Here is a 14,069-nt window from a genome sequence, read left to right on the forward strand (position 1 = left end):
AACATATACGTACTATGCAGTATAAATATTTATTAGAATACAACAAAAAAAATCATGAATGTAATCCTTGTCATGTAGCAATTATTATGGATGGAAATGGGCGATGGGCTACTAGACAAGGAAAAATTCGTATTATGGGTCATAAAGAAGGTTTTAGAGCAGTAAAAGAAGCAATCAAATTTTCTATTGCAAATAATTTAAAAATATTAACTTTATATGCTTTTAGTAGTGAAAACTGGAATCGTCCATTATTTGAAATTAAAGCACTAATGGAATTATTTTTATTTGCGTTAGATACTGAAATTAAAAATTTAAAAAAACATAATATCAGATTTAAAGTTATTGGTGATATAACATGTTTCGATAAAAAATTACAAAATAGTATTCATTATGCAGAACAAATTACTTTTGACAATACCGGTTTAATTTTAAATATAGCAGCAAATTATGGTGGAAGATGGGACATAATTGAAAGCGTTAAAAAAATTATTAATCGAGTGCAGAGAGGAATCTTAGATGTAAATAAAATTCACGAAAATACTATTTCTCAATATTTATCTACTAGTGAACTTCTTCCAGTAGATTTAGTTATTAGAACAGGAGGAGAAAAAAGAATCAGTAATTTTTTATTATGGCAAATAGCTTATTCTGAACTATATTTTACTGATGTTTTATGGCCTGATTTTAATTGTCATATTTTTCAACATGCTATAGATTCTTTTGTATCTCGTGAACGTCGTTTCGGAGGATTTAAAAAAAATAAAAAATAGAAAATTTTATACCATGAATATTTTTATATAAATAAAATTTAAATGTATATCAAATAATAACATTATTAATCCATTAAAAAAATATTTTTTTTTACTAAATAAGTTTATAAAAAGTATAAGAAAATAAGTGTATTTTTGAATTTTATTGTTACTTAATAGTATCTCTTAACTTGCAAGTATTTTAAAAAACTTTATAAAAAAAGAGATTTATTGTAGGGAAAATTATAATAATAATGTTAATAAAAAATTTTTTTATAGCTTTTTTGATGTTTTTTAGTATTTTAGTTCATGCGGAAAATAAATTTATTGTAAAGGATATTCAGTTCAAAGGATTAAAAAATTTTTCGCAAAATGAAGCATTAAAAAACATTCCTTTTAGGATTGGAAGTACAATATCTCAATATGATGTAAAAAATAGTATCAAATCTTTGTTTAAAACGGGAAAATTTGAAGATATTAAAGTGTCATTTTTAGGAAAAACTATTGTCTTTAATATTAGAGAAAGACCGATTATTTCTAACGTCATTGTTTCTGGTAACCATATTATTGCCAGTTCTGTTTTAGATCCGTATCTAAAAAAATTAAATATTGAAACAGGAAAATCATTTAATAATTTTTTTACTAATGTATTAACTAAAACGATAAAAGATTTCTATCTTGATATTGGGAGATGCAAACCCGATATAAAAATATTAAAAATTTTTTCTAAAAACAACAGTGTTAGTATAAAAATACTCATTAATGAAGGAACAGAAATAAAAATTAATAGTATTAAAATACTCGGCGTTCAAGCCTTTTCTAAAGAAAAAATTCTTTCATTATTCAAATTGCAAGATTATCATTCTTGGTGGAATTTATTAAGTAAATCTACTTATTCTCCAAAAGAATTAAATAATGATTTAGAACATTTAAAAAATTTTTATTTGAGTAATGGGTATTATTATTTTAATGTAAACACTAAAAAAGTAGATTTTTTGCAAGATAAAAAACAGGTGGATATCACAATAGGTGTTTCTGAAGGAAAGAAATACAAAATTTCCAATTTTTTTGTCAATGGAAATTTATTCCCATATCAAAAATTAATTACAAATTTAATTAATATTAATCCTAATGAATTTTATAATCGAGACAAAATTGATATTATAGTAAATAAAATAACAAGATTTTTATCTGAATATGGATATGTTAATACTAAAGTTATAGTTGACCCGCAAATTGATCATAAAAAGAAAACAATAGCCTTAAATTTTAATATTGATATGAAAAAACGTTATTTTGTAAAAAGAATTTATTTTACAGGGAATGAAATAACTCAAGATAGAGTTTTACGTCGTAAAATTAAACAAATGGAAGGTAAATATTTTAATACAAAATTAGTAGAATTAGGTAAAAAACTATTAGAAAAAACAAAATATTTTAGTGATGTAAAAATCATTCAAAAATTAAATTCTTATGATTCTAATCAAATTGATATTACCTATCAAGTTAAAGAACAGACTACTGGTTCTATAAATTTTGGTTTAGGATATGGAGTAGATAGTGGTACCAGTTTTAATCTTGCTTTTTCTCAAGATAATATATTTGGTTCTGGAAATTCTTTAAAAGTCGATATTATTAAAAATGATTATCAAAAATACCTTGATATATCAACAAGTTATCCATATTTTTTTTATAATAATGCAGATTTAAATGCCAGATTTTTTTACAATGATTTTAAATATAATTTTGACAATATTTCGAATATTATAAAAAATACATATGGTTTTGAAGGTAATTTGGGATTTTTAATTAATAATTATAATAAGGTAAATTTTGGATTTGGATATACACATAATAGTATTAATAATGAAGAGAAAAAAATACATGGTAAGTTTACAGGTGAATTAAATATAAATAAATTGTATTATTTTGTAGGTGTAGACGATACTCGTTTTAAAAAAATCGCAATACCAGGTGATCAAATATTTATAAAAGTAACTATTTTAAAATCTAATAAAAATATTTTAATTTTTAAAAATATAGCTGTAGTAAATAATGATATTATTTGTAAATCTAAAATTGTTTTTGCTAAAAAATACTTATTTTAAAAACATATATTTACATATAAATTTCCGGAAAAATATATGAATGAACCAAAATTTATTCATCTTCATGTACATAGTGATTACTCAATGATTGATGGATTATCAAAACCTGAAGATTTAGTTAAAAAAGCAGCATCTTTAAATATGCCGGCTATAGCTATAACTGATTACAATAATTTATATGGTGTAATTAAATTTTATAATATGGCTCATAAACTAGGTTTAAAACCTATTATTGGTATTACAGTAAATTTTTTTTCTGATTTGATAAATAATCAATTAACAAAATTAACTTTATTAGCCTCCACTCAGGAAGGATATAAAAATTTAATTTTATTAATTTCTCGTGCATATCAAAAGGGATATGTTCATAATAATCATGTTACTATTGAAAAAAAATGGTTTTCAGAAATTAACAAAGGATTAATATTACTTTCTGGTGGCCCTCAGGGTGAACTTGGAAAAGTTTTGCTTAATGGTCAATCATCATTGATATCTATTTGTTTGTCATTTTATCAAAAGTATTTTCCGGATTCTTACTATTTAGAATTATTTCGTACAAACCGAGATAATGAAGAGACATATTTACATTTAGCTGTAGATTTATCTTTATCTACAGGAGTTCCTATTGTTGCTACTAATGATGTTTGTTTTTTAAGTCAAGAAGATTTTAAAATTCATAAAATTAGAATTGCTATCAATGAAGGTGAAATATTACAACATTCTAAAATTCAAAATAATTATAGCAACCAGCAATTTTTAAAAACTACGGAAGAAATGTCTGATCTTTTTTCAGATATTCCAGAAGCACTTATAAATAGTGTAGAAATTGCAAAACGCTGCAATGTATTTATACATTCCGGAAAATATTTTTTACCTCAGTTTCGAACTGGAAAAATAAGTGTTGAAAAATATTTAATTAAAGAAGCTTATAAAGGTATAAAAAAAAGATTAAACTCAAGATATCTAGATATTGAAAAATATAAAGATATTTACAGTCAGTATATCAACCGTTTAGATATGGAATTAACTGTAATTAACAAAATGGGTTTTCCTGGATATTTTTTAATTGTTATGGAATTTATACAATGGGCAAAAGATAATAATATACCAGTAGGACCAGGACGAGGTTCTGGTGCAGGTTCTCTTGTAGCATATGCTTTAAATATCACAGAAGTAGATCCATTATCTTTTAATCTTTTATTTGAAAGGTTTTTAAATCCAGAACGTATTTCTATGCCTGATTTTGATATTGATTTTTGTATGGAAAAACGTGATCAAGTAATTGATCATGTTTCAGAGATATATGGTAAAAATGCAGTAGCACAAATTATTACCTTTGGAACATTAACTGCAAAAGCTGTTATTAGAGATGTAGGTCGAGTTTTAGGATATCCATATGGATTTATTAATAAACTATCTAAGTTAGTACCTTTAGATCCCGGGATAACTTTAAAAGAAGCTTTTTCCAAGGAATCTGAATTATTCAATTTATATAAAAATAATGAAGATGTTAAAAATTTAATTGATATTGCTAAAAAATTAGAGGGTACAAATAGAAATATTGGCAAACACGCAGGGGGAGTGGTTATTTCACCTACTAAAATTACTGATTTTTGTCCATTATACTGTGATGAAAAGGGAAATAATCCAGTAACTCAATTTGATAAAAATGATATAGAATATATAGGATTAGTAAAATTTGATTTTCTTGGTTTACGCACACTAACTATTATTAGCTATGCGGTAGAAATGATTAATACAAAATTAAATCTGAATAAAAAAAGAACAATAAATATTAATTCAATTCCTCTTGATGACGCTAAATGTTTTAAATTATTAAAAAATTCTGAAACTACTGGTGTGTTTCAATTAGAATCTTATGGGATGAAAGATTTAATTAAAAGATTACAACCTGATTGTTTTGAAGACATGATCGCTTTGGTTGCACTTTTTAGACCAGGTCCTCTACAATCTGGAATGGTCGATAATTTTATTAATCGAAAACATGGACGTGAGAACATTTCATATCCCGATCATAAATGGCAACATATATTATTAAAACCTATATTAGAATCAACATATGGAATTATATTATACCAAGAACAAGTAATGGAAATAGCTCAAGTTTTGTCAGGTTATACATTAGGTAGTGCAGACATTTTAAGACGAGCTATGAGCAAGAAAAATTTAAAAGATATGTCAGAACAACGTGCTATATTTGAAGAAGGAGCCTCAAATAATGGTATCGATAAAAAATTATCTATAAAAATTTTTGATTTACTAGAAAAATTTGCAGGATATGGATTTAATAAATCTCATTCTGTAGCTTATGCTCTAGTTTCCTATCAAACTTTATGGTTGAAATCACATTATCCTGCGGAATTTATAGCTGCAGCTATGACATCTGATATAGATAATACAGAAAAAATTGTTATTTTAATTAATGAATCTCTAAATATGGGGGTAAAAATTATCCCTCCAAACATTAATTTAAGTAAATATGAATTTTATGTAAATGATCAAGGTGATATAGTTTATGGTCTTGGTGCTATCAAGGGTATAGGCAAAAATTCAGTGCAAGTTCTTATTAAAGAACGTGAAGAAAATAAATTTTTTCATGACTTATTTGATCTTTGTATGCGAATTGATTCTCAAAAGATAACCCGTAGAGTTTTAGAAAAATTAATTATGTCTGGTAGTTGTGATTGTTTTGATAAAAATAGAAATTATTTACTTCAATCAATTGATGATGCTATAAATGCGTCAAAAGAATCTTTTAGAATAAAGTCTTTTAAACAAGATAGTCTTTTTGGTATTTTTCAAAATGAGTTAAATCAAGTAAAAAAAAATAATCTTGTTAATTTAGTCTGCCCTGAAAAAAATAAATTACAAAACGAATATCAAGTATTGGGATTTTATCTTACAGGACATCCTATCAATCAATATAAGAAAGAATTAGAATGTTATGTAAATGGTGTAAAATTATCACAGTTAAAATTCATCAAAAGAAACAAGAAAATTTTAGTAGCAGGAATAATTGTTTCTATCAAAATAAAAATAACAAAAAATAAGAATCGTATAGCTATTTTGGTATTGGACGATAATACTAGCCGTTTAGAAGTTGTGATTTTTACAGAATTATTAAATGCATATGAGTCTCTTGTAAAATTAAACAAACTATTGTTTGTTCACGGTATGTTAAATGTCAGTTTCATTGATAAAAATATTAAAATGACGGCCTATGCACTTATAGATTTAAGTGTTTTGAGAAAAAAATACATAAATAAACTAATAATTATATTAAATAAAGAGAAAACAAACATATTTTTTTTAAATAATTTATACGAATGTTTAGATAAACAATCTAAAGGTAATATTCCTGTTTTTATTTTTTTCGATAATAAAGAAGTATGTTTAAATAAAAAATTAAATAAAAAATGGTTTGTTGTAATTACTGATGATTTTTTAAATAAATTAAAATTTTTAGTAGGATCTAAAAACATAGAATTAAAATTTAATTAATAAAAAATTTTTGATATTATAAAATAAAATTTTAATCAAATTTTTTAAAAAAATTTGATCAATAATATTGTCAAGTAGAAATACGGTTTTTAACTAGTTATTTTTTAGATTCAATAGTTTTGCACCTTTACTTTTTAAGTTTTTGGATAATAAAATTTTTTATATCTTTTATATTAATTAAAATATTTTCCTTATTTTTTCTTTCGCGATATTCAACATTATCGTAGTTAATTGAACGTTTGCTTATAATAATTTGATGTGGAATACCAATTAAATCGACTTCATTAAACATAACTCCCGGTCTTTCATCTCTATCGTCTAATATAACGTCTATACCAGTTTTTTTAAACTTTTTATATAAAAAGTGTGCTATTATTTTGATTTTATTATCTTTTTTCATATTTATAGGTAAAATAACTACTTCAAAAGGTGCGATAGAATCTGGCCAAATAATACCATTTTTATCGTGATGTTGTTCGATAACAGCAGCTGCGATGCGCGTTATGCCTATTCCATAACATCCCATATATAGATTTTTTAGATTACCATTTTTTATCTTTACAGACTGTTGTATTTTTCTAGAATATTTTTGTCCAAGTTGAAATATATGACCAATTTCAATGCTTTGTTTTATATTTAAATATCCTGAACCATTAGGACTCAAATCATTTTTTGTTACTTTTCTAATATCTTTAAATATAGGCATCGGCAAATCAATATTCCAATTTACGTTGATAAAAAAATGTTTATTAATATTTGAACCAATAGTAAAATTTTTCATATTAAAAGTAGAAATATCAGCAATAATGGGAACTTTTAATCCCAAAGGTCCTAAGAATTCTTTTTTTACTCCAATTAGTGAAATGACTTCTTTTTCATTAAGAAATACTAAAGGTTTATTAATTATATCAATTTTTTCTACTTTAAAAAAATTCAATTCATGATCTCCTCGTATTAATAATGCAGCTATTGAAGTAATATCATTTATTTTGGTTTGAATTAAAAAAGTTTGAATTTGATTAATTAATGGTGTGTTTAATTTTTCAGACATTATTATAGATTTTTTGGTGTTTGTTTTATTTTTAATCAAACAGGATGAATATTTTTTTTTAAAAAAATCAATTGTTTCTATAGATTCAGCCATATTCATGTTTGAAGAATATAACTTATCATTAGAAAACACTATTTCATCTTCTCCATTTTGAGAGAAAGCTTGAAATTCATGTGAAATATTGCCTCCCATAGAACCTGAATCAGCTTTTACTGCACAAAAATTTAAATTCATTTTTTTAAATATATTTATATAACTATCATAAAATTTATTATAAGTATTTTCTAAACAGCTTTGATTAATATGAAAAGAATAAGCATCTTTCATAGTAAATTCACGTGTTCTAATAATTCCAAAACGCGGTCGTATTTCATCTCTAAATTTTGTTTGTATTTGATATACAGTTAAGGGAAGTTGTTTATATGAATGAATTTCAGAACCAATAAAATTAGTAACAACTTCTTCATTGGTGGGACCTAAAATAAATTGGTTTTTACGCCGATCAAGAAATCTTAATAGTTCTTCTCCATATAGATTTAAACGTCGGCTTTCTTTCCATAAATATTCAGGTTGTATAATAGGCATCAATATTTCTAATGCATTTATTTTTTCCATTTCTGTCGTAATAATATTTTTTATTTTTTTTAGGACTCTCATTCCAGTTGGCAGCCAAACATATAAACCTGAAGATGTTTTTCTAATCATACCGCTTCTTATCATTAGTTGATGACTAATAATTTTTGCGTCGTAGGGTATGTCTTTTGAAGTTGATAATAAATATTGACTTGTAAGCATCTTTTAAACTCTCAAAAATAAAAATTTTTTTATTAAAAATAGAATTGTATGTTTAAAAAAATTTGTTTTTGCATAGTAAATTTAATTTTACTATATGATAAGATCTTTTCTTAAATAATTTATTTAAAGTTAATATATATCAAAAATATAAATATATAGAATTTTCAATTATCATAAAAATGATATTTTTTTAAAAAAATAAAGATCAATATATTATGTTAATATTTTTAAAAAATAGATCAAGTCTGGTTGTTTCTTTAGCAAAATTAACTTGTTTTTTTTTTAGTACAGAGGTTTAATGAATTTTTTATGTATAAATAGTGGTTAAAAATATTTACAATGAATCATAATACAAATGAAGAAAAAACAGAACATCCCACAGAGCATCGCATCAGAAAATTTCGTAAAAAAGGAAAAACAAGATATTCTAGGGAATTGAGTTCTTTATTTATTTTGTTAGTTGGTTTTATAAATTTATGGTGGTATAGAGATTTAATTGTTTTAAATTTTAGTAAAATAATGTCCGATAGTTTTCTTTTTGAAAGTAATGATTTTTTAAATAACAACAATAATTTATTAAAAATATTAATGTCTCTAAAAGAGATACTATTTTCTTTTTTTCCATTTTTAATATCTTTATTAATTGTAATTATCATACCTCCTATACTTTTTAGTGGAATCAGTCTAAATTTCAGATCATTAACCTTAAATTTTTCCAAGTTAAATCCATTTCATGGTTTTAAGAGACTTTTTTCTTTTCAAATAATAGTGGAATTTTTTAAGATAATACTAAAATTATTTATAGTGAGTATTATATCTTTTTGGTATTTACAGTTTTCTTTTTCTGAAATTTTATTTTTAGTTAATGCAAATTATGTATCTTCATTATCACATGGATATAATATAATTTTTTCTTGTTGTTTTTTAGTTATACTAGGCTTATTTCCTATTGTTTTTTTTGATATAGCTTGGCAGCAATTTAACTACTATAAAAAATTAAAAATGACTCGTCAAGAAATGAGGGATGAATTAAAAGAAAAAGAAGGAAATCCAAATATAAAAATGCGGATTCGTCAAGCAATGAAAGCTGTTATGCGCAGAAGAATGATTATCAATACTCCTAAAGCTGATGTAATTATCACTAATCCTATACATTATTCTGTTGCATTAAAATATGATGAAAAAAACATGAATGCACCTAAAGTTATAGCTAAAGGTATAGGAGAGGCTGCCATCAAAATACAAAATTTAGCTCTTAAACATAATATTTCTATTATCTCTGTACCATCATTAGCTCGTTCATTATACCGTTATTCCGAAATAGGACAGTATATTCCAGGTCCTCTTTATAAAGCTGTTGCAGAAGTTTTAGCATGGGTTTGGAAAGTGCGCAAATGGAAAAAAGAAGGAGGTATTTTCCCTGAAAAACCTATCAATATATCAGTCCCATCAGAATTAACGTTCACAGGAGAACATGAAACTAATGATTAATTTTTCTTCTCTTTTACGTATTGTAAAAAGTTTAAAAACAACTCAATGGCAAATACTTGCTGGTCCAATACTTATTTTAATGATCTTATCAATGATGGTTTTACCATTAGCCCCCTTTGTTTTAGATGTTTTTTTTACTTTTAACATTGCTTTGTCAATAATAATTTTACTTGTTTCTATGTTTACGCGTCATACTTTAGAGTTCACTGCTTTTCCAACAATTTTGCTTTTTTCTACATTGTTGCGTTTAGCTTTAAATGTGGCTTCTACTCGTGTTATTTTTTTAAGAGGTCACACAGGCACCAATTCAGCAGGAAGAGTAATTGAATCGTTTGGTCATTTTTTAGTAGGTGGTAATTTTGCTATTGGAATAGTGGTATTTATAATCTTAGTTATTATTAATTTTATTGTTATTACAAAAGGTGCTAGCAGAATCGCGGAAGTTGGTGCTCGATTTATATTAGATGCTATGCCAGGGAAACAAATGGCAATAGATGCAGATTTAAATGCAGGTTTGATTGGGGAAGAAAAAGCTAAAAAACGTCGTATAAAAATTACACAAGAAGCTGATTTTTACGGTTCTATGGATGGTGCTAGTAAGTTTGTACGTGGAGATGCAATTGCTGGCATTTTAATAATGGTCATTAATATTTTTGGAGGTTTAATTATTGGCTTAATACAACATCATATGTTCTTAAACAAGGCAGTAGAAGTCTATACTTTATTAACTATCGGAGATGGTTTAGTTGCTCAAATTCCAGCTTTAGTTATTTCTACTGCAGCAGGTGTGATTGTAACACGTGTAAGTAGCAATCAAAACGTTGGAGAACAAATGGCAAGTCAATTATTTTATAATCCTCAAGTTATTTTATTAAGTGCGATAGTATTAGGAGTTCTTGGTTTAGTTCCAGGAATGCCAAATATTATCTTTTTAGTATTTACAGTTTTATTATTTATTCTTTCTTGGTGGTTGTATGAAAAAAAATATGATCTAGAAAATGATTTTATAAAATCTAATAAAAAATATAAATTTATACATGATGCCATCTCAGAAGCATCTTGGAATGATGTTGAATTAGAAGATCCAATTCGAATAGAAATAGGTTACAAGTTAACACCAATGACTGATATTAATAAAAAAGGTGACTTATTAGATAGAATTCGTATAGTTCGTAAAAAAGTTGCTCAAGAAATTGGTTTTTTACCTCCATTAGTACGTATTAAAAACAATATGCATTTATCTGGAAATTCTTATCGTATTTTTATTAAAGGTGTTGAAGTAGGTCAAGGAAAGTGTTTTTATGGACGTTTTATGGCGATTCATTCAGGCCGTGAAACAGAATCTTTGCCTTTTGAAAAAGTATATGAACCTACTTTTGGTTTATCTGGCTATTGGATTGATGAAGAATTTAAAAATAAAGCTCAAAAAAAGGGTTATTCTGTTATAGAATCTAGCGTTGTACTTTCAACACATTTAAATTTTTTAATTACTAATCATATTGATGATTTATTTGGTCGTCAAGAAGCTCAACAATTGTTAGAACGCGTTACGATAGACCATCCAAAATTAACTGAAGATTTAATTCCAAATACAATTAATTTAACCATTTTTCATAAAATTCTTAGAAATTTATTATTAGAACATGTTCCAATACGTGATATGAGAACTATTTTAGAAACATTATCTGAACATGCGGATACTCAAAAAGATCCTAATGAATTAACTAGTATCGTGCGTATTGCATTAAGAAAAATTATTATACAAAAATTATTTAATCAAAACAATATTATCGAAATAATAGGACTAGAACCTAATTTAGAACGATTATTACTAAATAGTTTAAAATCTGGAACTGATACTATAGAACCTAATTTATCTGAAAATTTGTTAATACAAACAAAAGAAGCGATCAAAAAACAATTGTTAATAGGTTCTCCTCTAGTGTTATTAGTCCGTCATTCTTTACGATATTTTTTATCAAAATTTTTACGTCAAAATTTTCCAGAACTAACTGTTTTGTCTCAATTTGAGATTATAGATGTAAAAGAAATAAAAATGACTAATATTATTGGTACTTCATGATAGATAAAATTAGTTTTTTGTATACAGATTGGTGCGGTGATAAGTAGTACCATGTTAGTGCTACATTATTTCCTCACCTTGCTGGTTTTTTAGGACAAATAGATGTCATATAAATTAATATTTTTACATTTTTTTTACTACTCTAATACCAAGCATATTAAGTCCTTTTTTTAATGTTTTAGCTGTTAAAATAGATAATTTAAGTCTACTTTTACAAGTTTTTATTTTTTTGGGAAAAAGTATAGAACAATTCTCATAAAAATGAGAAAAACTAGTTGCAAGATGATAAAGATACTTACATAAAATATGAGGGGTTCCTTTTTGAGAAATTAATAAAATGATTTCTTCAAATTCTAATATTTTAATTGCTAGATTAATTTCGCTTTCTTTTGTTAAAAAAATCTTTTCTTTTAGTTTCTTTATAGGCATATTAGATTTTTTTAAAATAGAAACAATTCTTGTATAAGCATACTGTATATAGGGCGCTGTATTACCCTCAAAGCTTAACATTTCGTTCCAATCAAATATATAATTAGTATTTCTATTTTTAGATAAATCTGCGTATTTGACTGCGCCGACACCGATGATATTAGATAATTGATTTAGTTTTTTTTTAGATAAGTTAGGTTGTTTATTTTTAATTAAACGCATCGCCCTTTCTGTAGCTTCATCAAGAAGTGCAGAAAGTTTTATAGTATCACCATCACGAGTTTTAAATGGACGTTTATCTTTTGATAGCATCATTCCAAAGATATGATGTTCTAATAATAAATTTTGAGATATATAAAGAGCTTTTTTGGCTATAGTCCACGCTTGTAGTAAATGCTGGTGCTGTCGAGAATCAGTGTAATATATAATACGATCGGCATGTAATACTTGATATCTATATTTTAAACAAGCGATATCAGTAGTAGAATATAAAAACCCTTTGTCTTTTTTCTGAATAACAACACCCATGGGTTCTCCTAATCTATTCTTGAATTCTTTTAAAAAAACAATTGTAGAACCGTTTTTTTCTATTGCTATTTTTTTATTCTTAAGATCTTCAATAATATTAGGAAGCATTTTATTGTATATACTCTCTCCCATTGTATGTTTTTTTTTTAAAGTAACATGTAGCCTTTTATATATTTTACAATTTTCTAACATTGTGATGGATACTAATTTTTTCCAAATAGAATAACAATATTGATCACCATTTTGTAATTTTACTACGTATTCTCTAGATTTTTCTGCAAATAATTGATCAATATCATATTTTTTTTTCGCCTTGCAGTAGTATTCCTCTAATTTCATAAGGGATAAAGGACTATTTACGAGTTTTTTAACTTCTAAATATGCAATCAACATACCAAATTGAGTACCCCAGTCACCAATATGATTTGCTCTAATTACATTATGACCTAAAAAATCTAATATTCTAGCCATAACATCGCCAATTATTGTTGAACGTAAATGTCCAATATGCATTTCTTTTGCAATATTTGGCGAAGAATAATCTATTACAATATTTTGTGCATTTACGTGATTTATGCCAAGACGAGGTGAAAGAAAAATTTTTTCTAATTGTTCAGATATCCAATATGGATTAATAAGAAAATTAATAAAACCTGGTTGAGAGAATGTTATTTCTTTATACATGTATTTTTTTTTAATATTGAGAATTATTCTATTAGCTAATTCAAATGGTTTTAAGTTTGATATATTAGCTATTTTTATTAGATTGTTAAGTTGGTAATGCCCTATTTTTGTTTTTTTATTTAATGTAATAACGGGATCGCAGTTTATGATAGCAATTTTAATTAAAGCATCTTGGATATCTTCTTTGATTGTATTTTTCAAGTTCATAATAAAACCTTGTTTTGTATGATATTAAATGAAACATATTAACCTTATTCTCTAAAAAATAATAAAATATATGTTTAAATAATTACTTATTTAATTGAGCTATAATTTAAATTAATTTATCATATATGTTCTATTTTATTAATTTTTAATTATTTATTAATTATTATTTTAGAAAATTTTTCTTGTATTAAATATAAAAACAATCTTCTTCTACAAATAAATGTAAAAATTAAAAATTTTTTCATAAAAAGGTTGACAGTAGAATAAAAAAAATGTAATCTCTTAATCTAAAGTTTTAAATATAAAAACGCTCTTTAAAAATATATTAGATAATCTGTGTGGGCACAGACAATTAAGTACAAAAAATTTATTTTTTTATTTAAAATATCTTAAAGATTTTTTCTTTAAGATTAAAAAAGTTT

The 14,069-nt window shown here is 25.0% G+C and carries 7 protein-coding genes; 5 read left to right on the plus strand and 2 right to left on the minus strand.

The annotated features are described in order from the left end of the window. Window positions 1–14 precede the first annotated feature (14 nt). The 3 genes from uppS to dnaE all read left to right on the plus strand — a co-directional run bounded on the left by uppS (window position 15) and on the right by dnaE (window position 6,379). Window positions 15–770 carry a polyprenyl diphosphate synthase gene (gene uppS, locus BU_RS01265; protein WP_010896019.1) on the plus strand — a complete coding sequence of 252 codons (756 nt, stop codon included), beginning with the start codon at window positions 15–17 and terminating at the stop codon, window positions 768–770. A gap of 233 nt (window positions 771–1,003) precedes the next feature. Beyond that, the gene (gene bamA, locus BU_RS01270) at window positions 1,004–2,857 is read left to right on the plus strand and encodes an outer membrane protein assembly factor BamA (RefSeq protein ID WP_010896020.1); all 1,854 of its coding nucleotides are present in this window, start codon (window positions 1,004–1,006) and stop codon (window positions 2,855–2,857) included. A 36-nt stretch (window positions 2,858–2,893) separates the two neighbouring features. Beyond that, a complete protein-coding gene (gene dnaE / locus BU_RS01275) occupies window positions 2,894–6,379 on the plus strand; it encodes a DNA polymerase III subunit alpha (RefSeq protein WP_010896021.1) in 3,486 nt (1,161 codons plus the stop codon). Window positions 6,380–6,506: 127 nt separating this feature from the next. Here dnaE and BU_RS01280 read toward each other — a convergent pair whose 3' ends face one another. After that, window positions 6,507–8,225 carry a proline--tRNA ligase gene (locus tag BU_RS01280; RefSeq protein ID WP_010896022.1) on the minus strand — a complete coding sequence of 573 codons (1,719 nt, stop codon included), beginning with the start codon at window positions 8,223–8,225 and terminating at the stop codon, window positions 6,507–6,509. 339 nt (window positions 8,226–8,564) lie between these two features. Between BU_RS01280 and flhB the strand changes: the two genes are divergently transcribed. Both flhB and flhA read left to right on the plus strand, forming a co-directional pair. Further along, window positions 8,565–9,716: a flagellar biosynthesis protein FlhB gene (gene flhB, locus BU_RS01285; RefSeq protein ID WP_010896023.1), complete on the plus strand. Its 1,152-nt coding sequence runs from the start codon at window positions 8,565–8,567 to the stop codon at window positions 9,714–9,716. After that, window positions 9,709–11,799, plus strand: a complete 2,091-nt coding sequence (gene flhA / locus BU_RS01290) for a flagellar biosynthesis protein FlhA (RefSeq protein WP_010896024.1) — start codon at window positions 9,709–9,711, stop codon at window positions 11,797–11,799. The genes flhB and flhA overlap by 8 nt, the downstream gene beginning before the upstream one ends. Before the next feature lie 123 nt (window positions 11,800–11,922). On the opposite strand, the gene argS is transcribed toward flhA, so the two are convergent. After that, window positions 11,923–13,647, minus strand: a complete 1,725-nt coding sequence (gene argS / locus BU_RS01295) for an arginine--tRNA ligase (RefSeq protein ID WP_009874199.1) — start codon at window positions 13,645–13,647, stop codon at window positions 11,923–11,925. Window positions 13,648–14,069 lie beyond the last annotated feature (422 nt).

The sequence above is a fragment of the Buchnera aphidicola str. APS (Acyrthosiphon pisum) genome, assembly GCF_000009605.1.
In the GTDB taxonomy this organism is placed as follows: domain Bacteria; phylum Pseudomonadota; class Gammaproteobacteria; order Enterobacterales; family Enterobacteriaceae; genus Buchnera; species Buchnera aphidicola_I.

Coding starts and splice junctions, on each gene's coding strand:
- dnaE (WP_010896021.1), top strand. CDS start 2,894: ATGAATGAACCAAAATTTATTCATCTTCATGTACATAGTGATTACTCA.
- BU_RS01280 (WP_010896022.1), bottom strand. CDS start 8,225: ATGCTTACAAGTCAATATTTATTATCAACTTCAAAAGACATACCCTAC.
- argS (WP_009874199.1), bottom strand. CDS start 13,647: ATGAACTTGAAAAATACAATCAAAGAAGATATCCAAGATGCTTTAATT.
- flhA (WP_010896024.1), top strand. CDS start 9,709: ATGATTAATTTTTCTTCTCTTTTACGTATTGTAAAAAGTTTAAAAACA.
- flhB (WP_010896023.1), top strand. CDS start 8,565: ATGAATCATAATACAAATGAAGAAAAAACAGAACATCCCACAGAGCAT.
- bamA (WP_010896020.1), top strand. CDS start 1,004: ATGTTAATAAAAAATTTTTTTATAGCTTTTTTGATGTTTTTTAGTATT.
- uppS (WP_010896019.1), top strand. CDS start 15: ATGCAGTATAAATATTTATTAGAATACAACAAAAAAAATCATGAATGT.